We start from the raw sequence: 23860 nt of genomic DNA on the forward strand, positions 1-23860 counted from the left end.
GTTGTTATGGAGTAGATAATTGAAGTGGTTTAAGCGGTTAGGCTACACCTTTTTGGTGTGCATTATTCTTGGTGGCGTAACGGTTGGTGGACTTTATTTCTACGTAAAGCCGGAGTTACCCAGTGTAGAAACACTGCGTGATGTGCGTCTACAAACACCGATGCAGGTATTTACCGCCGATGGGGAATTGATCTCGCAATTTGGTGAAAAACGCCGAATTCCGGTAAAACTGGAAGATGTACCTCAACCTCTTATTGATGCGTTTCTGGCGACAGAAGACAGTCGGTTTTATAAGCACTTTGGAGTGGACCCCATTGGCGTGGCGCGTGCTTTTAGTGTGCTAGTGATGACCGGAGAAATCCAGGAAGGTGCCAGCACCATCACCATGCAGCTGGCAAGAAACTTTTTCCTGAGTTTTGAACAAGCCTGGATGCGCAAAATTAAAGAAGCCTTTATTGCGGTTCACATTGAACAGTTGCTGAGTAAAGATGAAATTCTTGAACTGTACCTGAACAAAATAACCTTCGGTCACCGCGCCCATGGAGTAGGTGCAGCTGCGCAGGTTTATTATGGTAAGCCGCTGAATGAACTCACTTTAGCCCAGATGGCAACCATCGCTGGTTTACCGAAAGCCCCGTCTAATTTGAATCCTATTTCTCATCCGGCCGCGTCAAAAGCGCGCCGGAAAGTTGTTTTGCTGCGAATGCTGGATGAGAAAAAAATAACCCGTAGTGAATTTGAGGAAGCCTCTAACGCTCCGGTCAGCGCGCGTCGTCATGGTGCAGAGGTGACGGTTTATGCGCCTTATCTGGCAGAAATGGTGCGCCAGGAAATGGTGGCCCGCTACGGTGAGGAAAAGGCCTATAACCACGGCTATAAAGTATATACAACGGTCAGAAGCGAGGTGCAGTTAGCGGCTCGACAGGCTATCTGGGATAATTTGCATAGCTATGACGAACGTCACGGATATAGAGGTCCGGCAAGTTTATTGTGGTCGGCCAAGAAGAATGAACAGCCGTTAAAAGAGGAAGCTATCCAGGCCTATCTTGAGCAGCTGGATGTTATCGGCGCAGTGACGCCGGCTGTTGTCACCTCAATTAAAGAGCAGTCTGCCGAAGTGATGGTGAAAGGCGAAGGTCAGCTCACCTTGCCCTGGACGGCTATGCACTGGGCCCGTGAATATCTGAGCGAAGAGCGTCAGGGCGAACCGCCGCAAACAGCGGCCGAAATTATGCAGCCCGGTCATGTTATCTGGCTGCGCCGTGTTAATCAGGATCAGAAATGGCGCCTGGCGCAAATTCCGGAACCCAGCTCTGCTATTGTTTCTCTGCGTCCGGGTGACGGTGCCGTCGCTGCTGTGGTCGGCGGATACAGTTTTGAGTTAAGTCAGTATAACCGAGCGCTACAAGCTGAGCGTCAAGTGGGCTCAAACATTAAGCCTTTAATTTACTCAGCGGCTTTCGAAGAAGGGTTAACTCTAGCAACTTTGGTGAATGATGCGCCGATCAATCAATGGAATCCGGGCACGGGTGTTGCGTGGCGGCCAAAGAACTCACCGGAAGTGTATGAAGGTCCTATTCGTTTGCGTAAAGCGCTGGCTAAGTCTAAGAACGTGGTTTCTGTCCGGTTGATTCGTGAATTGGGTGTTGAAACGGTTGCCGATCATTTGGCCAAATTTGGTCTGGAGCGCTCAACAATTCCGGAAAACGAGTCTTTGTCTCTGGGGTCGCTATCAATGACGCCAATGGAAGTCGCCAGAGCCTATGCGGTTTTTGCTAATGGTGGCTTTTTAATTGACCCTTACTTTATTGATCGGGTGGAAGACGCAAATGGCGATATTTTAGTCGAGGCGCAACCGATACGAGCCTGCTATGAGTGCGAAAATCCCGCACCTCAGGTAGTGAGTGAACAAAATGCCTTCCTGGTTGAGCAAGCGATGAACTCTGCTGTATGGGGTGGTGGCAGTTGGGCAAATGGTACCGGCTGGAATGGAACCTCCTGGCGTATTCAGCGCTCTGACCCAATCACCGATGCTGTGGGTCGTAATATTGCGGGTAAAACAGGAACGACCAACGACGTCCGTGATACTTGGTTTTCCGGTTTCACTTCCAATTTAGTGACGACCGTCTGGGTTGGTTTTGATGATGTTTCCAGAAAGTTAGGGCGTACGTCAAAACACCCGGACGTCGACTCCAGTCAGCAGGCTATAAGCGGTGGTGAAGCGGGTGCAAAAACAGCTTTACCGGGTTGGATCCTGTTTATGGAAAAAGCGCTGCCATTATACCCTTCGCGTGAGTTTGGTATTCCGCCGGGCGTCGTCAATGTTCGAATTGACCTTGAAAGCGGTAAGTTGTCGCATAAAAGCGATTACACAACACGTTTTGAGTACTTTATTCGTGGAACAGAGCCGACAGAATATATTCGTAAAAACGGAAACTCTGACGGCGATATCTTTGAAAATAACGATGACGACTTGTTTTAAGTGGGTCAAAAAAGCTGGGAGCGTTACGCTCCCACTGCCAGTTTACTGAGTAACTGATTTAAATCGGATTGCACTCCGCCAGCAGTAACGTGCTTGCCAGCGCCAGGTCCACTGATGACTAACGGCATCTCAGAGTACCAGTCGGTGTAAATAACAAAGATATTTTCGCCGGGTATTAAGTTAGCCAGCATGTCACCTTCCGGAATAAATTCGATGCCAACCTGAGCGCTGACTCGTTGATCATGTCCGACGGTGAAGCTGGCCAGTAGCCGAGGTACTTTATTATCTTTAGCGGCGTCGTCCAGCATGGCTGTCATGGGCTCATCAAGCTCGGATAACCGTTGCATAAACTCGTTTAGCGGTAACTCGCGCAAGCTTTCCGGTACCAGGCTTTGCACCTTAATATCCTGCCAGTCGAGCTTCAGACCAATTTCACGTGCCAGAATCAGCAGCTTACGAACTAAGTCCTGACAAGATAAATCTTCCCGTGGGTCGGGCTCACTGTAACCGCGTTCTTTGGCTTCTTTTACCAGAGAGCTAAAAGCAACGCCCTTCGTGAAGTTTTCAAATAGCCACGACATGGTTCCGGAGAAAATCCCGGAAATACTGCGAATTTCATCGCCGGAGTTACGCAAGTCATTAATGGCGTAATTTAGCGGTAATCCTGCTCCAACGGTGGTGTTGTAAAGCCACTCGCGTTCATATTCGTGCTGAATTGTACGAATTTCCCGGTATAGCGCTTCGTCGGCAGAACCTGCGCGTTTGTTGGCACTAATAATGTGTAAACCGTTGGCAAACAGGCTGGGGTAGAGTTGCGCCACCTGTTTTGCGTCAGTTAAATCGATAACAACGAGCTCGTCGTAGGGGGCATTTGGCAGCTCTCGTAGCAGTTCAGTTAACACATATGGCCGTGCTAAACGGTCAAAATCGTCCGCCCACTCAGTGAGTTCAACGCCATTGTAGTCCAGCCATAAACGTCGTGAATTAGCGATGCCAATGACCCGTACATCCATCACCTGGTTAATGCGATCACGCTGCTGTCTGAATAACTCCAGCCAGGCAGTACCAATGTTGCCGCGTCCTACAACTAATACGCCCAGGCTGCGACGGTAGTTAAACAGCTGACTGTGCAGACGGTTTAGAAGACGGTTGTCGAGCTTTTGCTCTAAAATAGCAACCGCAGAGTCGCCGTTTTGAGTCAACGCAAAGCGACGCACTTTTTGTTCCGAAAGCTGCAATTTAAACGTTGAGAACTGGTCGGTCTCCTGAATGCGGTTACCGACAATGGCGAGCATCGAGTAGCCCCGCATTTGCGTGATGGCATCACCGGCGCCAAGGCTGTCTAACCAGCCAGTCAGGTAATCTAAATGGTTTTGGTGAAAGACCAGGTATTGCTGGTGATTTTCTGGCTCGGTCCAGCTGACTAAGGGTTCCAGTTCCAGCTCGTCCAAACGTTTTACTAATGCTTTATCGCGCAACTCAACTTTAAACAGCACAACTTCAGACAACGAAGTAAATACCTTGCCGCGAGGCTGTGTGTTCTGGAATTGACCAATACGGGTTTGCTGATTCTCTACTTTCAGGCTGGAGCGTACCGAAATGACCATGCGCTGGCGGTCGACTGGCTGAAACGTTCTGGGGTGCAAAACTGGGCTGCCCAGCCGGGCGAGCTCTTCGGCTTCGGTCCAGTCGAGAGTCGGTAGGCTGACAACTCGCTCAACCTTGCGGGGGTCTGCTGAGTAAACGCCGGCAACGTCCTTCCAAATGGTGACCTGACGGGAATCTAAAAGGCTTCCGACCAGCGTGGCAGAGTAGTCGCTGCCGTTTCGGCCCAGCGTTAAACTCTCACCATTTAAACCACGGGCAATAAAACCGGTAACAATAAAGCGGGTACCGGAATGAGGCGCCACCCTTAACAATAACTTTTCACGTGAATGCTCTACCTGAATGACGGGCTCAGGCGCATCGGCCGCCAATAAAAAGTCGCGGGCATCAATGTGATCGGCACGCGTACCCTGCTTTTGCAACAATGCCGCAAGCAAACGGGCGGACCAAAGTTCGCCGTAAGATAATAGTTCAGCGTTGTGTGAAATTTGCTCATCACCGGCCAGCCAGCGACGGAATCGTTTAAAGTCTTGCTGTGATTGCTGTAGCAGCTGTTGTTGTAAATCACCGCTCAATAGCTCAGTGATTAATCCTTGCTGAAATTTCTCCAGCTGATCAATTAGAATGCTGGCGGTATCTCCTGGCTGCGCTTTGGCATTAATAATGGCAAGAATGCGGTTGGTGGTGTCACCGGCGGCAGAAACCACGACCAGATCGCTGGCACCCGCGTATTCCGTCACAATACGGGCGACGCGCCGGTAGCAAAAAGCATCGGCCAAGCTACTGCCACCAAATTTGTGTACCTGAACACTGTCGGCAACGGCCTGCTTTTGCTCTTCAGTGAGCTGGTGTTTTGTCATTCCGCCTTCCTTAACTACGCGCGTGGATTAGAGTTCTGCTACTAAGGCTAAAATATTGTCAGGCAAATGTCAGCAACTTTTAGCCATCTAGACGGATAAAATTTGACGGTGTCGCTTATTCGGGTACAATTCATTATAACTTATGTGGTTTTGTTATAGAGTGGGACAGTAGCAATGAAATGGAACGGTGAATACATTTACCCCTATGCTGAACATGGTCGTAAAAGTCAGCAGGTTAAAAAGGTTACGGTCTCAATCCCCACTCGTGTGTTAAAAGTTCTGACCGATGAGCGGACTCGTCGACAAATTTGTAATTTGCGTCATGCTACCAACAGCGAATTGCTGTGTGAGGCGTTTTTACACGCTTTTACCGGTCAGCCGCTGCCAGAAGATGAAGATTTGCAAAAATCCAATCCTAACAAAATTCCTAAAGCCGTGCGGGAAGAGCTAGAAGCACGAGGCTTGCCCATCCCCACGGACGACGAGTTAGACGATTAATCCTGCATGTAATTTTTCGGCAAATCGATTTTAGCCGCGCCGGACTTCACTGCCGCTTCGGCAACCGCACGGGCTACACGCTGACATAAACGCGGATCAATCGGTTTAGGAATAATGTAATCGCGGCCAAATTTGAGCTCTTTTACATCAGCGGCTTTTAACACGGAATCTGGCACGGGCTCTTTCGCTAATTGGCGAATAGCTTCTACCGCTGCCACCTTCATTTCATCGTTAATAGCCGTTGCCCGCACGTCTAAAGCGCCGCGGAACATAAACGGAAAACAGAGAACGTTGTTTACCTGGTTTGGATAATCTGAACGGCCGGTGCCCATAATCAGGTCATCACGCGCTGCCATAGCCACTTCAGGCTTAATTTCAGGGTCAGGGTTAGAACAAGCAAAAATAACCGGATTCGGAGCCATGAGTTTCAATTCATCGGGACTTAGTAAATTTGGTCCTGAAACACCTACAAAAATATCCGCGCCATCAATCACATCGGTCAGTGTGCGCTTATCGGTATTGTTAGCAAATAACTGTTTATACTCGTTTAAGTCGTCGCGACGGGTATGGATAACTCCTTTTGAGTCGAGCATATAAATGTGTTCGCGCTGGGCGCCACACTTAATGAGCAGCTCCATACAGGCAATAGCGGCTGCGCCTGCGCCAAGGCACACTATGCGAGATTCGGCTAAGTCTTTACCCTGAATTTCCAGCGCGTTCAGCATACCGGCGGCAGTAACAATAGCTGTGCCGTGTTGATCGTCGTGGAATACTGGTACATTGCAGCGCTCAATCAGAGCCTGTTCAATCTCGAAACACTCAGGTGCTTTAATGTCTTCTAAATTAATACCGCCAAAGGTATCAGCGATGTTGGCAACGGTATTAATAAAGTCTTGCGTGGTTCTGTGGCTGACTTCGATATCTATCGAATCAAGTCCCGCAAACCGTTTGAACAGCAATGCTTTGCCTTCCATGACCGGTTTAGACGCCAGTGGCCCCAAATTACCCAGTCCGAGAATAGCGGTTCCGTTGGTAATAACCGCGACCATATTCCCTTTTGCCGTATAACGATACGCGTTGTCCGGGTCTTGAGCGATTTCCCGAACTGGCTCTGCAACGCCCGGACTATAAGCCAGAGCTAAGTCTTTGCTGGTTTCAGCTGGCGTGGTTATTTCTACGGAAATTTTACCCGGCGTTGGGTATTCGTGGTAATCCAGTGCCTGTTGGCGAAAATCTGTCATGCGTGATACCTGAGTCTGGTGATCAGAATGCTAATTAGTCTATCGCTTTTAGACTAATAAACAAATCTTACCTCCATCTTTAGCGTCTTCGATAGGGAAGAAATTTTAAAGGTGTTTAAAAGTACACCAGTTAACTTTTCTTTAACAATAGGGTGTTTAGGGGAGGAGGTACAAAAAAAGGCGCTGTTTAGCGCCTTTTTCTTAAAATCTGCTGTTAAGCAGCGTTTTTCATAGGTTTTCTTAGGAGTCTTTCTTGCCCAGAGCACCAAAACGCTTCTTAAATTTGTCAACACGACCACCAGTGTCCATAACACGCTGCTTACCAGTGTAGAACGGGTGGCACTCTGAACAGACGTCCAGGTGTAAATCTTCTGAGCGGGTTGAACGCGTTTCGAACGTATGACCGCAAGAACAGCTGACTTTTAAAGTCTCGTACTTAGGATGAATACCTTGTTTCATGGGGTTACCTCAGTTATGGGCCGCATCGCCATTCGATCCAAAGCCGAACACCATGCGCAAAAAAACATCAATGAATTAAGAGCCGCGCATTTTATGTGATCTTGAGTCCGTGATCAAGCAGAATCTGCTGTCTTGTATTCTGCGCGGTAGCGTTCCAGAATAGAGCCATGAAGCAAGCCAATACTGGCAGCGAACGACGTTATAAAGTCGCACTGCCGTTACCTCTCAGACAAACCTATGATTATCTGTGCAAAAGTGCTGAACCACTGTCGCAGGGCGTGCGTGTACGTGTGCCCTTTGGGCAACGCCAGTTGGTTGGCTATGTGGTCGCAGAAGCCAGCGATGAAATGCCGGCGTTTGAGCTCAAGTCGGTGGCTTCAGTGTTGGATGAACAACGCCTGTGGCCGGAAGATATCTGGCAGTTGGTTCGTTGGTCAGCAGATTATTATCACCATTCATTGGGTGACGTTGCTGCCAATAGCTTGCCGGTGTTACTGCGCAAGGGTGATGCGCCGGAGTATTTAACTGAAACTTTTTACGCACTAACCGATTTAGGCCGCGCCCAGTCCATTAATGAGTTGAAGGGGGCAGCAAGACAGCAACAGGTTTTGGCGGCTCTGAAGCATCAGCCGTTGAGGCGAAGTGACTTAACCGAGATTGGTGTGACGTCCGCGGTACTTCGCACCTTGCAGGACAAAGGCTGGCTTGAGGTACGCGAACAGCAACCGGCTAAGCCGCAAAGTTGGCAGCAACAAAGCTCGGTACTGCGGGAAGAAGGGCATGCGTTAAATACCGAGCAAGCAGTAGCGGTTTCCACCATCAACCAACAACAGCAACACAGTACGTTGTTGCTGGAAGGTGTAACCGGCAGCGGCAAAACTGAAGTGTATTTGCAGGCTATGCAGCCAGTGTTAGAGCGCGGCGAGCAGGTATTGGTGCTTGTGCCCGAAATTGGCCTGACACCACAAACCTTGCAACGCTTTAAAGAACGTTTTAATGCGCCGGTGGTGATGCTGCATTCCGGTATGAGCGACAGAGAGCGACTGAACACTTGGCTGGATGCGAAACACGGGCATGCGGCGATTATTATCGGTACCCGGTCGGCGGTATTTACCCCTTGCCAGAAGCTCGGCCTGATTGTGGTCGATGAAGAACATGACCTGTCTTATAAGCAACAGGATGGGTTTCGTTATCATGCGCGGGACATCGCTATTAAACGGGCGTCGTTACTGAATATACCCTTGGTGCTTGGCAGTGCAACGGCCTCGCTGGAAACGTTGAATAACGCAGTCAGTAAACGTTTTCACTGGCTGAAGCTGGGCCAGCGCGCTGGCGGTGCGCAAATGGTTAAACACGAGCTGATTGATCTTAAGCAGCAACCCATAAAAGCGGGTATTTCAAAAACGCTCAAAGAACAAATTCAGGTCGAAATTGATCGCGGCAATCAGGTGCTTCTATTTCTGAACCGTCGTGGTTTTGCACCGGCATTAATGTGTCATGAGTGTGGCTGGCTGGCGCAGTGTCATCGCTGTGATGCCTATTACACGGTGCACAAAACCCATCAACAGCTGCAGTGTCACCACTGTGGGAGTCAGCAGCGAATACCGCGCCAGTGTGGCTCCTGTGGGTCTCCGCAGATGATTTCCCATGGGGTAGGTACCGAACAACTAGAGCACAGCCTGAAAGAAATGTTTCCCGGGCGTGGTGTACTGCGTATTGACCGTGATTCTACTCGTCGCAAAGGTCAGCTGGATGACTATTTGCAAAAGGCCACAAATAATGAGTATCCGCTACTTGTGGGCACTCAGATGCTGGCGAAAGGGCACCACTTCCCGCATGTGACCCTGGTCGCGCTGCTGGATGTTGACGGGGCACTTTACAGTGCCGATTTTCGGGCGGCGGAGCGTTTAGGCCAGCTGTATACTCAAGTAGCTGGTCGTGCCGGGCGTGAACACAAAGCCGGCAAGGTGGTTCTGCAAACGCACCATCCGGAGCATGATCTGATTCAGGACTTGCTCAACAACGGCTATTCGCATTTTGCGTTAACGGCTTTGGCTGAGCGTCAGCAGAGCGAATTGCCTCCGTTCTCTCATTTGGCGTTGTTCCGTGCCGAGGCAACCGACAGAGACTCGGTGGTACAGGCAATGACTCAAATTCAGCAATTGATGCCGCAGGTGGATGGGGCCTTTTTACTGGGACCGATGCCTGCACTAATGGAGCGTAAAGCCGGTCGTTACCGTTACCAATTGCTGTTACATTGTCAGTCGCGTAAATTACGTTTTCAGCTCATTGAACATTTGCTGCCACAGATTAATGCCTTGCCGCTATTGAAAAAAGTTCGCTGGTCGCTGGATATTGATCCGCAAGACTTCAGCTGATTAACACTTAAGCGGTTTTTTTTATCGGGCGGAGCGATTAAACTAAGCGCCTTGAATTTACTCTTCGATTTTTCATACAGGTAGTCGCATTAATGAAAGAACAACTTGAACAGTTACTGGCCGAAGCGATTGGTCAACTTAAAGCACAGGGAAAAATTCCTGCGGATCACCCAGTAAAGATTCAGTTGGATCGCCCTCGAGACAAATCGCACGGCGACTTTGCGACGAACCTGGCACTGATGTTGGCCAAACCGGCAAAATCGAACCCGCGTCAGTTGGCTGAAGCCATTGTCGAAGCGGTTCCCGAGAACACTTTATTGTCGAAAATGGATATCGCCGGGCCGGGTTTTATTAACTTCACTATTGCTCAGGACCAGTTGAAAGACCAGCTGACCGCCATGCTGAACAGCGACAGCCTGAATGTGGATGTAGCTGCCCAAAGCAAAACCGTTGTTATTGACTACTCTTCGCCTAACCTGGCGAAAGAGATGCACGTTGGGCATCTGCGTTCAGCCATTATTGGTGACGCGGTGTCGCGGGTGTGCGAGTTTTTAGGCCATAAAGTGATTCGGCAAAACCACGTGGGCGACTGGGGCACGCAGTTCGGCATGCTATTGGCGTACATGGAAGCACTGGATAATCAGTCGGCAGAATACGAACTGAGCAATCTGGAAACTTTTTACAAAGCGGCGAAACAGCGCTTCGATGACAGTGAAGAGTTTGCTGACCGTGCGCGTCAGCTGGTGGTTAAATTGCAGTCGGGCGACGAATACTGCCTGAAGCTCTGGAATCAGTTCATTGATGTGTCGTTGAGCCATTGCCAGGATGTTTATGACCGCTTAGGCGTAAAACTCACTCGTAATGACGTGATGGCGGAAAGTGCTTACAACGACAAATTACCGGGCGTTATAGAGCATCTGCGTGAAAAAGGCTTGTTGACTGAAGATCAGGGTGCGCAGTGCGTATTCCTTGAAGAGTACAAAGGTAAAGAGGGTGAACCGTTACCCATTATTGTGCAGAAAAAAGGCGGCGGTTATCTTTATGCAACCACCGATTTAGCGGCCATTGAATACCGTCAGAAGCAATTGGGTGGTGACCACCTGATGTATTTTGTGGATGCCCGTCAGGCACTGCACTTTGACCAAATTTTCACACTGGCACGCAAAGCAGGCTTTGTTGAAGGCGATATACAGCTTGACCATTACGGTTTCGGTACGGTGATGGGCAAAGACGGTAAACCTTACAAAAGTCGTGACGGTGGCGTGACTAAGTTGGCCGACTTACTGGATGAAGCGGAACGTCGCGCATTAGCACTGTTGCAGCAAAAAACCACAGACTTAACTGAAGAGCAGCAAAAGCGCGTAGCCGAAGTGGTGGGCATTAGCTCGGTGAAATACGCCGATTTATCGAAAAATCGTACCAGCGATTATGTTTTTGACTGGGACCATATGCTGACGTTTGAAGGCAATACCGCGCCTTACCTGCTTTACGCTTTTACTCGGGTGAACAGTATTTTTTATCGTCTGGGTGACACGAAGTTTGATCAAGAGGCCGACATTATTCTGGATGACGAGCGTGAACTGGCGTTGGCGAATCAGCTGGTTCGTTTTAATGAAGTACTGCACCAGGTTCAGGACAAAGCCATGCCGCACTTTTTATGCGGATATTTGTTTGACTTAGCTGGACGTTTCTCCAGTTTTTACGAAGCGTGTCCAATTTTGAATCAGGAAAATGAGGCGGTGCGGAACAGTCGCCTGAAGTTATCGCGGCTAACCGCGAATGTGTTGAAACAGGGCTTGGATCTGCTGGGTATTCCGACGTTGGAGAAGATGTAACGCTCTATGGATTACGCCAACCGTAAGCCCAAATCGCCGAAGCGTAAGCCGGCTAAGAAGCAGGGAGCCAACAAGAAACAGCAGCGCGGCGCTAAGCCGGTTGCTGACCGTAGGCCTGTCCCTTGGCTTGTGGTCGTTATTGCGGTGGTTTTGATTGCTTTATTTACTTACCTGTTAGTGCAAATTAACGGCAAGTCTGAACAAGTTGAACAACCGAAGATACAGCCGGCTCCGGCCGATTTATTGCCGGAAAAGCCGATCGAGCGCTGGCGTTATATAGAAGAATTGAAAAGCAAAGAGGTGGAAGTTGATGTTCCTGAACGTGAGGTTGGTCCGCCTAAGCTAATGCAATGTGGCTCTTTCCGGGAAAAATCGGATGCTGAAAGGTTACGCGCACAAATTGCGATGGCTGGCCTTGAGTCTCAAGTTCGCTCCTCAGAAGGCAGTAGTGGTGTGTGGTACCGAGTCATTCTCGGACCGTATGAAACTAAACGAGATGCTGAAAGTGATCGCCATAAACTTCAGCGAAATCAAGTGTTTGGTTGTGCTATTTGGAACTGGAATCTGGATTAGTCAACCCTTACCATTGAAAAACGTCGAATAGACCCTCAAATACTTGTCATCAATGTCACAAAGACAAAAAGAGGGTCTTGATTTGACTACTATCGTATCTGTTCGCCGCGGCGATAAAGTTGTAATTGGCGGAGATGGCCAGGTTTCCCTGGGCAATACCGTAATGAAAGGCAATGCGCGCAAAGTGCGTCGCCTTTACCACGATAAAGTACTTGCCGGCTTCGCTGGCGGAACCGCGGACGCTTTCACACTGTTTGAACGTTTTGAATCCAAACTTGAGCAACATCAGGGGAACCTGATGCGTGCGGCTGTGGAATTGGCAAAAGACTGGCGTACTGATCGCGCCTTGCGACGCCTGGAAGCTTTACTGGCGGTGGCTGATAAAGAAACCTCACTGATCATTACCGGTAACGGAGACGTCGTTCAGCCTGAAAATGATTTGATTGCGATTGGCTCTGGCGGGCCTTTTGCTCAGTCAGCAGCGAGAGCTCTGCTGGAAAACACCGATTTAAATGCCCGCGACATTGTGCAAAAAGCGCTGACTATCGCCGGAGACATTTGCGTATACACAAACGGCAACCAGACCATTGAAGAAGAAGAGTCGATTGCTGAAGACAAAACGAAGCAGGGGAAAAAATAAGATGTCTGAGATGACCCCAAGAGAAATTGTTGATGAATTAAACCGACACATTATTGGTCAGGACAAAGCCAAACGCGCAGTGGCTGTCGCGCTGCGTAACCGCTGGCGCCGTATGCAGCTGGATGATGAGCTGCGCCAGGAAGTGACCCCTAAAAATATCTTAATGATAGGCCCTACTGGTGTCGGTAAAACCGAAATTGCCCGTCGTTTAGCGAAATTAGCGAAAGCGCCTTTCATTAAAGTAGAAGCGACTAAATTCACGGAAGTGGGTTATGTGGGTAAAGAAATTGAGTCCATTATTAAAGACTTAACCGACGTGGCGGTAAAGCAAACTCGTGAAGAGATGATGCAGAAGGTGCGCTACCGTGCCGAGGAAGCGGCGGAAGAGCGTATCTTGGATGTGTTGTTGCCGCCAGCTAAGAAATCTTCTTCTGGCTGGGCTCAGCAACCGCAGGACGAAGGCGAGAGCAAAAGTAATGAAGAAGAACGAGGTACGCGTCAGGTGTTCCGTAAAAAATTACGCGAAGGCCAGTTAGATGATAAAGAAATCGAAATCGATTTAGCCATGCCGCAAATGGGTGTCGAAATAATGGCTCCGCCGGGCATGGAAGAAATGACGTCGCAGTTGCAGAATATGTTCCAGAACATGGGCAACGAGAAGACCAAGGTGCGTAAAATGCGCATTAAAGACGCTTACAAGCAATTGGTGGATGAAGAAGCTGCTAAGCTATTGAACCCCGACGATGTAAAAGAAGCGGCGATTGAGTCGGTCGAGCAAAACGGTATTGTCTTTTTAGATGAAATTGACAAGATTTGTAAGCGCGGTGATACCAGCGGACCGGATGTTTCACGCGAAGGTGTGCAACGCGATTTACTGCCTCTGGTGGAAGGGACGACGGTAAATACCAAGCACGGTATGATTAAAACCGATCATATTTTGTTCATTGCCTCGGGTGCGTTCCAGATGAGCAAGCCGTCAGATCTTATTCCCGAGCTGCAAGGCCGTTTGCCTATTCGGGTTGAACTGGAAGCATTAACCAGCGGCGACTTTGTACGCATTCTGACTGAACCGAGCGCTTCACTGACTACTCAGTATCATGCCCTGTTGAATACCGAAGGGGTTGAGGTCAACTTTACCGAGGACGGCATTCAGCGTATAGCCGAAGTGGCGTTCCATGTGAACGAAACCACAGAAAACATTGGAGCACGTCGTTTGCACACCGTACTGGAAAGGTTGATGGAAGAAATTTCTTTCCATGCAACCGACCACAGTGGTGAGAAGCTGACGGTTGATGCAGAGTACGTTAATGAGCATGTTGGCGAGTTGTCGCAAGACGAAGACTTAAGTCGCTTCATCTTGTAAGTACAGTTTAGTAAAAGTCAGCCGGTTAAAAAGCCGTTGCGAACTCCCCCGGAGGCAGCGGCTTTTTATTGCTCTGAATTTGCCGTTCAATAAATTGTTCAGCAAACTGTAGGCGCATAGGCGGCGAGTAAAAGTAGCCTTGCATCATGTCACAGCCCAATTTTTGCAGCATGTCCTGCTGTTCTTCGGTCTCGATACCTTCTGCAATCACCCGTTTACCCAAACCATGGGATAAGCGGATCATGGCCTTTAAAATGGTCGCATCGTTGTTGTTTTGTTGCAGTTCGCTGATAAAGCTGCGATCAATTTTGATTTTATTGATTGGCAGCGAACGCAGGTACGCGAGTGAGGAGTGCCCCGTACCAAAATCATCGATAGAAACACCAAAACCCATTTCCCGTAACCGCTGAATAACACTCATGCCGTTGTGTAAATCGGACATGGCAACATTTTCAGTAATTTCCAGTTCGAGCCAGTCGGGTAGAATGTTGTAGTCTTCCAGTAGCCGCTGCATTTTTTCAATTAACTGAAAATGCTGGAACTGCGGTGCGGACAAATTAACGGCAATGGGCCAGCACAGACCAAATTTTTGTTGCCAGGAGCTAAGAATCGCAGCTGCCTGATTGAGTACCCAGTCATCAAGCTCGGTTGAGAGACCTAGCTGTTCAATATAAGGAAGAAATTCTGCCGGGCTGAGTAACCCTCGCTCCGGATGCTGCCACCGAATGAGTGCTTCAAAACCGCAAAGCTGTTGGTGGTCGAAATCGAACTGGGGCTGAAGGTACAGTGTAAACTCGTTGTCTTGCATTGCCTTACGCAAAACCGGTTCCATATCTACCAGGTAGGCGTACATTTCGTCCATGCCCCGTTCATAAACGGTAATGACGGGTTGATGCGCTTGCTTGGCTTGAGTGAGCGCGATGGTCGCTTTATTAATCAACACCTCGGAGCGACTACCATGCTGCGGGTAACGGGCAATGCCAATGCCAGCGGCAATATTGAGGCTCTTTTCACCAATCTCAATTGGCTTGCTTAGTGCCTCCTGAAGTTCGGACGCTAAGTCCTGTATCAGGCGTCTGCTTTTTAAATGATCAAACGCAATAGCGAAGACGTCGCCACTGATACGTGACACCGTTAGGGGTTGTTTATTAAAGTTTTGCAGACGGCGGGCTATTTCTTTTAAAACCTGATCGCCACCCCGGATACCTATGTTTTCATTCACCACTTTAAAGCGACTGACGCCAACCAACATAATGGTTAAATGACGGTTGTTACTGCGGCAATATTCAATGAATAACGGAATTTTGCTAACTAATTGATCACGATTGGAAACACCCGTCAGTGCATCATGGGTGTGCAGGTATTCTGCCCGTTGAATAGCACGGACTGCGGTATTTCGTTCAGATTCCAGTAGCCAGATGATAACGCCGACGAGAATCGCGGCGATGATAATAACGGTTAACAGCGCCTGGAAGCTGAGTATCCAGTCAACACCGTTGCCGGACAATGACAGTATGGCACTGACCACAATAAAGTTCTTTATGCCAATACTAAAAAATCCAATGGATATTAACTTCGGGCCAATACCGCTTCCTAATTTACGCCACATAAACAGGCTAACCGCCATTAAGGCTAAACCAGTTACTAAAAAGCGCATAAAACCAGCGTTGGGCGTACTGCCGACGTAGCTTATTGTCGGTTCCAGCCAGAAGTAGGAAATGATGCCGCCCACAAGCGAAACCGCATAAGCGATGTATTGCCAGTAGGCTTGCGGCTTGCTATTAAAGGCAGCAGAACTCGCGCCCAGAGCAATAAAAGAAATGGCAAGATACTGAAAGGTTAAGGCAATGCCCTGCAAACCACTGGACCAGCTCAGTGCAGACTCGGGCGCAATCATTGCGCTGCCGGCAAGAAAGGCGCGGATCAGCTCACTCGGGCCAAAAGCAAAACAGGCGAACGACCAGTAACGTAAGTAGTCACGCTGGTAGTAGCGTTGGTAATAGAGTAACAGCAACGCAAATCCAATAAGGAAAACCGCTTGTATGGCGTGCGCAAACGTCTCTATGGCCAGACTGGTCATTAGATCGAGCTGGGGCATGGAAATAGCAATTCACTTTATTATTATTATAGTGAATTAGATTAAACGGGTTTTTGCTCTATAATTCAAGAGTTTCGTTATCTCTATTGGGTCTGCTTTTGTCCTTACCCGATAGCAGGTATACTGCCAGTTACTGCTAAAGCAACGCCAGGAATGCCATCATGGAATACAACACTTCAGAACTTTGCGATTTATACCCCGATATGGTCGATGTGGTTGAACCCATGTTTGAGTCTTACGGAGGCCGCAGTTCCTTTGGTGGTCGCTTGGTTATTATTAAGTGCCACGAAGACAAAGGACTGATTGAAGAAACGATTGCTGCCGACGGTGGCGGCAAGGTATTACTGATTGATGGCGGCGGCTCGGCACGGCGTGCGGTAGTTGACGCTGCGATTGCTGAGCAAGCTATGGATAACGATTGGGAAGGCATTGTCTGTTATGGTGCGGTGCGTGAAGTCGATGCACTGGAAGAACTGGATATCGGTATTTTGGGTGTTGCGTCCATTCCGGTAAGTGCAATCAGTGAAGGGGTTGGCGAATTGAATGTGCCCGTTAACTTCGGGGGGGTCACCTTTTTACCGGACGATCATCTTTATATTGATACCACTGGCGTTATTTTGTCCCCGGAACCTTTAGATATTGAATGATGAGTGAGATCTCTTATTTAGAATTAACCGACCCGGCAAAGTGGGTAACGGTACGAGAACAGGAAACAAAAATTGGTCAGGCTATTCGGGTGCTGTCTGAGCAAGGTACCTACGAGGAAAGCCTGGCTGCAGCCTTTGAAGATGGCCAACGTGTAGCATTAGTGGGTATTCCGGAAAGTATTGGCGTGCGGGCTAATCTTGGGCGTGCCGGTGCTGACGATGGCTGGCAGTCTTTTCTGAAAAGCTTTCTTAATCTGCAAAAAACCGGACTGCTGTCCACCCACGAGTTGCTTCTGGTTGGGGCGGTTAATTGTGACGATTTAAATGCTAAGGCTGCAGATTTAGATGCTGCCAACGCCCATGATCTGGCAACCTTGCGCGAGCTTTGCGCACAGGTTGATGCGCGGGTTGAGAGTGTTCTGACCCCTCTGTTTGAGCAGGGCTATGAAGTGATTGTGATTGGTGGTGGCCACAATAATGCGTATCCGCTACTGAAAAGTTTGCACAAAGTGACCGGAGAAGCCTGTGGTGCGGTGAACTTAGATCCACACGCAGATTTTCGGCCACGCGAAGGTCGTCATTCGGGGAACGGTTTTAGCTACGCTTATATGGAAGGTGCGCTGGAGTTCTATCATATTGTCGGGCTGCACCAGGGTAAAAACTCTGCCAGTAGCCTGCGACAGCTGCAGGACGCAGGAATGCGTTACCACACGCTGCACCGATTGTATGAGCGCTCGTTTATTGAGGTGATGGACGAGGTGGTGGCAAAAGCGGTGTCCTGGCAGCGACCACTGGGCATTGAAGTGGACGTTGATGCTTTAAACGCAGTACCTGCCAGTGCCATTAATTATGCAGGACTCAGCCTCGGGCAAGGGTTTCAGTACGTTAAGCGTCTGGCAGAGGTAAGTGAAGCCCGTTACTTACACCTTGCCGAAGCGGCTCCCTCTTTATGCAGTGCCGGCTTCGACGAAGGCGTAAAAATGTGCGGGCAACTGCTTAGCGAGCTGACCACGGCTTACTTACACGGTCGTGAGCGACGCCGTTAAACCACAATGTTTTTAACGGGTTTACGCCAAACTGATAAGTAAGCTCAGCAGCGTCTTTGCAGCTCCATAATGCTAAATCGGCATAGCAGCCTTCAGCAATAACGCCGCGTTTTGACTCGCCTAATGCTTTGGCTGCATTGACTGTAACGCCGCGTAAACATTCTTCGGGTGTCATGTGAAAAAAGGTCGCGGCCATTTGCAGCATTAAGGGTAAGTTATGGATAGGCGATGACCCTGGGTTGGCATCGGTGGCAATTGCTATGGGTACACCGTGTTTTCGCAATAATTCAACCGGCGGTTTTTGCGTATCGCGAAGGAAGTAAAATGCGCCGGGCAATAACACCGCCACCGTCCCATTTTCTGCCATCGCTTTAACGCCTTCTTCATCTAATTGCTCAAGGTGATCAGCCGATAACGCCTGATAATCCGCTGCCAGTTGGGCGCCGTTCTGATTGGTGATTTGCTCGGCGTGGAGCTTAATCGGTAACCTCAGGGCTTTTGCAGCTTTAAACACTTTTTCGGTTTGTTCGCGACTGAATCCGATACTTTCGCAGAAAGCATCGACGGCATCGACCAGGCCTTCGTTAGCCAGAGTCGGCAAAATGGTTTGGATAATTTCATCAATATAGCCGTCGGCGTTATCACTAAACTCCGGCGGCACGGCGTGTGCAGCCAATAGTGTCGTCTTGACGTTTACGGGGAGTTGTTCCGCCAGTTGACGCGCTACGGCCAACTGCTTGCGTTCATTTTCCAGGTCCAGACCGTAACCCGATTTTACTTCAATGCTGGTAACACCCTGGGACATCAATGCTTCTGCGCGTACTAACGCCAGAGTGAGCAATTCTTCTTGCGAGGCTTCGCGGGTGGCTTTAACGGTACTTTTTATACCGCCTCCTTGCTCGGCAATTTCCTGATAACTGGCGCCGTGCAGACGTTGCGCGAATTCGTTAGCGCGTGAGCCAGCCCACACCAAGTGCGTATGACAGTCGATGAGCCCCGGTGTCAGTAAGCCCCCATTTCCGTCAATAACCTCTGCTGTCGGTGTAGCGGGCGCGTCAAAAGCGGCACCAACAAATTCAATTTTTCCTTTATTGATAATGACAGTAGCGTCCTGGATCAGGCCATAGCCCTGGTCACCAGTCATTGTGGCTGCGTTAATATTCTCTATGCGCTGCATAACAGTCCTTAAAGGTTAGTTCTGATAAAAGAATAGCAAAAGGAACTTGTATAGACAATTGTTCTCGACTAGACTTTTACCCTCAAAAGCATTGAGTCATGTCATCTATTGTTGGGGTCAGGATGAATAAATTTTCAAAGATAAAACAGCATATTTATTTGAAGATTGAGTCCGGTGAGTGGCCCGAAAACCACCCCGTCAGTTCAGAAAATGCGTTATCAACGCAGTTTTCGGTGAGCCGTATGACCGCGCGCAGAGCGCTACAGGAATTGGCTGACGAAGGTTTGGTGATACGGACTCAGGGTTCCGGTACCTACGTGGCTCCCATTAAGTCGCAAACCTCGTTTATGGCTATTCGCAATATTGCCGACGAAATCCGTTCACGTGGGCATGATTACCGGGCAAAAATCCATTTATTAAAAGAGCAGCCGGCGACGGCCCAAATAGCGGAAGCTCTGGAATTAGAAGAAGGCCGGCCGGTCTTTCATTCGCTGATCACCCATTTCGAAAACGATTTGCCGGTGCAACTTGAAGAGCGTTTTGTGAACCCGGAACTGGTGCCGGATTATCTTAAACAAGATTACAGCAAAGTGACCCCGCACGAATATTTATGTGTGGTCAGTCCGCTCACCGAAGCCAGTCATCAAATTGAAGCCATTCTGCCGGTCAGTACGCTATGTCAGTATTTGAATATTGACCGTCACGAACCTTGTCTCAGAATTTTACGCCGCACCTGGAGCTCAGGCGGAGTCGTCACCTTTGCCACGCTGACTCACCCTGGCTCCCGTTTTAAATTAGGCGGCCATTTAACGTTTAAGGAGTAACGTATGTCATTCACCCGTTTGGATAAAAGTCGCAAGATAAGCGCGCCACATGGTACCGAATTGACCACCTGCAACTGGCAGGTGGAAGCCGCAAAACGTATGTTAATGAATAATCTGGACGACGAAGTCGCCGAGCACCCTCAGGCGTTAGTGGTTTACGGTGGTATTGGCCGTGCCGCGCGCAGCTGGGAATGCTACGACAAAATTATTGAAACCTTAGAGCGCTTAAAGCCCAACGAGTCGTTATTGATTCAGTCAGGCAAGCCTGTGGGGGTGTTTCCGACCCATGAAGACGCGCCTCGTGTGTTGATTGCGAATTCTAATCTGGTACCGGAGTGGGCCAACTGGGACCACTTTAACGAGCTGGATAAAAAAGGCCTGATGATGTACGGCCAAATGACGGCCGGTTCGTGGATTTATATCGGCTCACAGGGGATTGTCCAGGGGACATACGAAACCTTTGGTTCGGTCTCGCGTCAGCACTTTAATGGCGACGCAAAAGGTAAGTGGGTACTTACTGGTGGTCTTGGTGGTATGGGCGGAGCTCAACCATTGGCAGCTACTATGGCTGGTTTTTGTATGTTAGCGGTAGAGTGTGACGAGTCGCGTATCGATTTTCGTTCACGCACCGGCTACGTGGACCATAAAGCGACTCATTTGGACGATGCGTTAAAACTGATTAATGACGCCATGGCCAAAGGCGAAGCGATTTCAGTTGGTTTGCTGGGTAACGCTGCTGACGTTTACGCCGAACTGCAACGACGCGGCGTAACACCGGATGTGGTGACGGACCAGACATCAGCTCATGATCCTTTGCATGGCTATTTGCCACAGGGTTGGACTCTGGATGAGTACAAAGCGAAGCAGGAAAGCGCTCCCCGCGATACGGTAACGGCCGCAAAAGAATCTATGGCGGTACAGGTACGCGCTATGCTGCATTTCCAGAAAGAAGGCGCTGCGGTACTGGATTACGGTAACAACATTCGTCAAATGGCCAAAGACGTCGGTGTCGATAACGCGTTTGATTTCCCGGGCTTTGTGCCGGCTTATATTCGCCCGCTGTTCTGCGAAGGTATTGGTCCATTCCGTTGGGTAGCGCTTTCCGGTGACCCGGAAGATATTTATAAAACCGACAAGAAAGTGAAAGAGCTGATCCCGGACAACGAGCATTTGCACAACTGGCTGGATATGGCCAAAGAGCGCATTAGTTTCCAGGGATTACCGTCACGCATTTGCTGGATAGGTCTGAAAGACCGAGCCCGCATTGCCCGTGCCTTTAACGATATGGTGAAAAGCGGCGAGTTAAAAGCACCGGTTGTGATTGGTCGCGACCACCTCGATTCCGGCTCTGTTGCCAGCCCTAACCGGGAAACCGAAGCGATGCAGGACGGCTCCGATGCGGTTTCTGACTGGCCATTGCTGAATGCTCTGTTAAATACTGCAGGCGGCGCGACCTGGGTTAGTCTGCACCATGGTGGTGGCGTGGGTATGGGATACTCACAACACGCCGGAGTGGTAATAGTGGCAGACGGCACCGAAGAAGCTGACAAGCGGTTAAGCCGGGTACTGTGGAACGACCCGGGTACGGGCGTTATGCGCCATGCCGATGCCGGATACGATATTGCGAAAAACTGCGCCCGTGAACAAGGGCTTGATTTACCCATGCTGGATACGAAGTAAGGAGGTTGCATGAGTCATTTTGAACTACAGCCAGGACAGTTGCAGTTAAGCGAACTGCGCGACTGGTTTTACCAACATCAGACCTTAAAGCTGTCTGATGAAGCGAAAGGCAACATTGCAACTTCGGCGAAAACAGTTGCCGATGTGCTTGAGCAAGGGCGCGTGGTTTACGGTATTAATACGGGCTTCGGGCTGTTAGCAAATACCCGTATTCCACCCGAGCGTTTAACCGACTTACAGCGTCGTATTGTGTTATCGCACGCTGCCGGCGTTGGCGATTATATGGAAGACGCGGTCGTCCGCTTAATGCTGCTGCTGAAAGTTAACTCTTTGTCGCGCGGCTATTCCGGTGTACGTCAGGTGTTGGTGGATGCCTTAATCAAATTATTAAATGCTGAAGTGTATCCGTGTATACCGGAAAAAGGGTCAGTGGGCGCATCGGGTGACTTAGCGCCGTTGGCACATATGGTATTGCCTTTAGTTGGTGAAGGTTCTGTTCGCCATAAAGGCGAAATACTGAGTGCAGAGGAAGGTTTGAAAGTTGCCGGCATTGAGCCGTTTGAGCTGGCGCCAAAAGAAGGACTGGCGTTGTTGAACGGTACTCAGGCGTCAACTGCATTGGCGTTGGCTGGCTTGTTCCGTATTGAGCGTAACTATCATGCGGCCATTGTGGTGGGTGCTACTTCTGTCGAAGCCGCCATGGGATCACGTGCGCCTTTTGACGAGCGTGTTCATGCAGTGCGCGGACAACCGGGTCAGATTAAAGCAGCGGAAATGCTGCGTCACGTGCTGACCGACAGTTCTGAAATTGCCAAAGATCATGAAGACTGCGAGAAAGTGCAAGACCCTTACTCACTGCGTTGCCAGCCGCAAGTAATGGGGGCGGTGTTAGATCAAATCGAGCATGCATCGGGTATTTTGGTGCGTGAAGCCAATGGCGTTACCGATAATCCTTTGGTGTTTAGCGAAGAGCAGGACATTATTTCCGGTGGTAATTTTCACGCCGAGCCGGTTGCTATGGCTGCCGATATTCTGGCTATTGCGGCGAGTGAAATTGGTGCCTTGTCTGAACGTCGTAGCGCTCTGCTGATAGACAGCCATTTAAGCAAGTTACCGGCATTTTTAGTGAATGACGGCGGAGTAAACTCAGGCTTCATGCTGGCGCAGGTGACTGCAGCGGCATTGGCGTCAGAGAATAAAACACTGGCGCATCCGGCTTCAGTGGACAGTCTGCCAACGTCAGCTAATCAGGAAGACCATGTGTCTATGGCTACCTTTGCGGCGCGTCGGTTAACGGATATTGCTAAAAACGTCAGTGATATTATTGCGATTGAGTGGTTAGAAGCCGCACAGGGGCTGGATTTTCGTCGCCCGTTGAAAGGTGCTGCTGCGGTTGAAACCGCATTTAACTGCTTGCGTGAGAAAGTGGCCTATTATGCTGAAGACCGCTACTTTTCGCCGGACATTAAAGCGGCCAGTGACTTAATTCAAGAAGGCGAATTAGCGGCAGTAGTGCAACTACCGCATATTCTGTCGTAGCTTTCGGTTACTTGTCTCGTTTAGCTAAAACCACGAAGCGGCCGGTAAATTCAGCTACCGGCTGCTCGTCATCAAGTATCTGCGCTTTAAGTGTTAAACGCGCATTTTTCCCTTGTTTCAATGCAGAAAAATCACCGGTAACGTCACTAAGGCGGGCCACGGCACGGGGTTCTTGTGTTACGGGCTTGTGGTAATGGATATTGCCATCGCCCAGAACGACCGCACCTTCCAGTTCACGCTCTAGAAGCTGCAGATGCAAAAGTCCCCAGCACGTTAGAGTGCCGAGAGAGTATATGCTGCCCGCAAACATGGTGCCGTGCACATTAATATTACGTGACAAAACCGCGCGGGTTTCGAACACTCGTCCGGTGTACTGATGAATTTTAATGCCCATGGCGTCGGATATGGGAATATCTTCTTGCCAGGTTTTTTGCAACTCTGCACACCACTCCGGGCGGTAAATAATGCGATTGTACTCGGTAAAAGACTTACGCAACTGGTGCTCAGACATGGGGTTATTAACGGTATCGGCTTCTTCAGCCACCTCGTAACCGCACTTCTTATAGAAGCCAATGGTGTTATCACGTGAGTTGATAACCACATGCGACGCCCCTTCCTGACGTGCAGCAAGCTCCAGAGCATAGATAATAGCAACACCATGACCTTCCCCCCTGTATTCAGGGGCAACTGCCATAAAACGGATTTGAGCCTCTTCGGGGCTATTAAAGTGCAGGCGACCCACGGCGACCGCTTCGTCAGCCTCGTTCACCACCATGCGGTGGTGACCCACTTGGTCGTATTCGTCCTGCTCTGAGCCTAGTGGACGTTGGAAGGGCTCACGCAACACTCGCCAGCGCAGGTAATAATAACGCTCTAATTCTTGGTCAGCTTCTGGAGTGATCACGCGATACATGA

The 23860-nt window shown here is 49.6% G+C and carries 18 protein-coding genes; 12 read left to right on the forward strand and 6 right to left on the reverse strand.

Going from position 1 to position 23860, the window contains the following annotated elements:
- Positions 1 to 19: 19 nt before the first annotated feature.
- Positions 20 to 2482, forward strand: coding sequence for a penicillin-binding protein 1A (locus tag RBK99_RS09570; protein ID WP_317504380.1), 2463 nt, complete (start codon positions 20 to 22; stop codon positions 2480 to 2482).
- Positions 2483 to 2505: 23 nt separating this feature from the next.
- Here the strand turns inward: RBK99_RS09570 and RBK99_RS09575 are convergent, their stop codons facing one another.
- Positions 2506 to 4947, reverse strand: a complete 2442-nt coding sequence (locus RBK99_RS09575; protein WP_317504381.1) for a bifunctional aspartate kinase/homoserine dehydrogenase II — start codon at positions 4945 to 4947, stop codon at positions 2506 to 2508.
- Between the two features lie 174 nt (positions 4948 to 5121).
- On the opposite strand from RBK99_RS09575, the gene metJ reads away from it, so the two are divergent.
- Entirely contained in the window at positions 5122 to 5445 is a 324-nt protein-coding gene (metJ, locus tag RBK99_RS09580; RefSeq protein WP_317504382.1) for a met regulon transcriptional regulator MetJ, read from the forward strand.
- On the opposite strand, the gene RBK99_RS09585 is transcribed toward metJ, so the two are convergent.
- Both RBK99_RS09585 and rpmE read right to left on the reverse strand, forming a co-directional pair.
- Complete coding sequence (locus RBK99_RS09585) at positions 5442 to 6686, reverse strand: malic enzyme-like NAD(P)-binding protein (protein ID WP_317504383.1); 1245 nt, start codon at positions 6684 to 6686, stop codon at positions 5442 to 5444. The genes metJ and RBK99_RS09585 overlap by 4 nt on opposite strands.
- A 240-nt stretch (positions 6687 to 6926) precedes the next feature.
- A complete protein-coding gene (gene rpmE, locus RBK99_RS09590; protein ID WP_011235687.1) occupies positions 6927 to 7145 on the reverse strand; it encodes a 50S ribosomal protein L31 in 219 nt (72 codons plus the stop codon).
- Between the two features lie 167 nt (positions 7146 to 7312).
- Between rpmE and priA the strand changes: the two genes are divergently transcribed.
- From priA to hslU, 5 genes are all read left to right on the forward strand, one after another.
- Positions 7313 to 9523, forward strand: a complete 2211-nt coding sequence (priA, locus tag RBK99_RS09595; RefSeq protein WP_317504384.1) for a primosomal protein N' — start codon at positions 7313 to 7315, stop codon at positions 9521 to 9523.
- A 92-nt stretch (positions 9524 to 9615) separates the two neighbouring features.
- Entirely contained in the window at positions 9616 to 11358 is a 1743-nt protein-coding gene (gene argS / locus RBK99_RS09600) for an arginine--tRNA ligase (protein WP_317504385.1), read from the forward strand.
- Positions 11359 to 11364: 6 nt separating this feature from the next.
- A complete protein-coding gene (locus RBK99_RS09605) occupies positions 11365 to 11931 on the forward strand; it encodes an SPOR domain-containing protein (RefSeq protein WP_317504386.1) in 567 nt (188 codons plus the stop codon).
- Positions 11932 to 12013: 82 nt separating this feature from the next.
- The gene (hslV, locus tag RBK99_RS09610; protein ID WP_011235683.1) at positions 12014 to 12571 is read left to right on the forward strand and encodes an ATP-dependent protease subunit HslV; all 558 of its coding nucleotides are present in this window, start codon (positions 12014 to 12016) and stop codon (positions 12569 to 12571) included.
- A gap of 1 nt (position 12572) precedes the next feature.
- Complete coding sequence (gene hslU / locus RBK99_RS09615; RefSeq protein WP_317504387.1) at positions 12573 to 13934, forward strand: ATP-dependent protease ATPase subunit HslU; 1362 nt, start codon at positions 12573 to 12575, stop codon at positions 13932 to 13934.
- Positions 13935 to 13959: 25 nt separating this feature from the next.
- Here hslU and RBK99_RS09620 read toward each other — a convergent pair whose 3' ends face one another.
- Entirely contained in the window at positions 13960 to 16032 is a 2073-nt protein-coding gene (locus RBK99_RS09620; RefSeq protein WP_317504388.1) for a putative bifunctional diguanylate cyclase/phosphodiesterase, read from the reverse strand.
- A 161-nt stretch (positions 16033 to 16193) separates the two neighbouring features.
- Here RBK99_RS09620 and rraA point away from each other — a divergent pair, with 161 nt between their 5' ends.
- Complete coding sequence (rraA, locus tag RBK99_RS09625; RefSeq protein ID WP_317504389.1) at positions 16194 to 16679, forward strand: ribonuclease E activity regulator RraA; 486 nt, start codon at positions 16194 to 16196, stop codon at positions 16677 to 16679.
- The gene (locus RBK99_RS09630; protein WP_317504390.1) at positions 16676 to 17725 is read left to right on the forward strand and encodes a formimidoylglutamase; all 1050 of its coding nucleotides are present in this window, start codon (positions 16676 to 16678) and stop codon (positions 17723 to 17725) included. The genes rraA and RBK99_RS09630 overlap by 4 nt, the downstream gene beginning before the upstream one ends.
- On the opposite strand, the gene hutI is transcribed toward RBK99_RS09630, so the two are convergent.
- Positions 17676 to 18902 carry an imidazolonepropionase gene (gene hutI / locus RBK99_RS09635; RefSeq protein ID WP_317504391.1) on the reverse strand — a complete coding sequence of 409 codons (1227 nt, stop codon included), beginning with the start codon at positions 18900 to 18902 and terminating at the stop codon, positions 17676 to 17678. The genes RBK99_RS09630 and hutI overlap by 50 nt on opposite strands.
- A gap of 122 nt (positions 18903 to 19024) precedes the next feature.
- On the opposite strand from hutI, the gene hutC reads away from it, so the two are divergent.
- Genes hutC through hutH form a run of 3 tightly spaced genes read left to right on the forward strand, consistent with a single transcriptional unit; the run spans position 19025 to position 22945 of the window.
- Positions 19025 to 19726, forward strand: coding sequence for a histidine utilization transcriptional repressor HutC (gene hutC, locus RBK99_RS09640; RefSeq protein WP_317504392.1), 702 nt, complete (start codon positions 19025 to 19027; stop codon positions 19724 to 19726).
- 3 nt (positions 19727 to 19729) lie between these two features.
- Entirely contained in the window at positions 19730 to 21406 is a 1677-nt protein-coding gene (gene hutU, locus RBK99_RS09645) for a urocanate hydratase (protein ID WP_317504393.1), read from the forward strand.
- 9 nt (positions 21407 to 21415) lie between these two features.
- Positions 21416 to 22945 carry a histidine ammonia-lyase gene (hutH, locus tag RBK99_RS09650; RefSeq protein ID WP_317504394.1) on the forward strand — a complete coding sequence of 510 codons (1530 nt, stop codon included), beginning with the start codon at positions 21416 to 21418 and terminating at the stop codon, positions 22943 to 22945.
- A 7-nt stretch (positions 22946 to 22952) separates the two neighbouring features.
- Here the strand turns inward: hutH and RBK99_RS09655 are convergent, their stop codons facing one another.
- The gene (locus RBK99_RS09655; protein WP_317504395.1) at positions 22953 to 23858 is read right to left on the reverse strand and encodes a bifunctional GNAT family N-acetyltransferase/hotdog fold thioesterase; all 906 of its coding nucleotides are present in this window, start codon (positions 23856 to 23858) and stop codon (positions 22953 to 22955) included.
- Positions 23859 to 23860: the final 2 nt, after the last annotated feature.

This window comes from Idiomarina solivarensis (assembly GCF_033052755.1).
GTDB lineage: Bacteria > Pseudomonadota > Gammaproteobacteria > Enterobacterales > Alteromonadaceae > Idiomarina.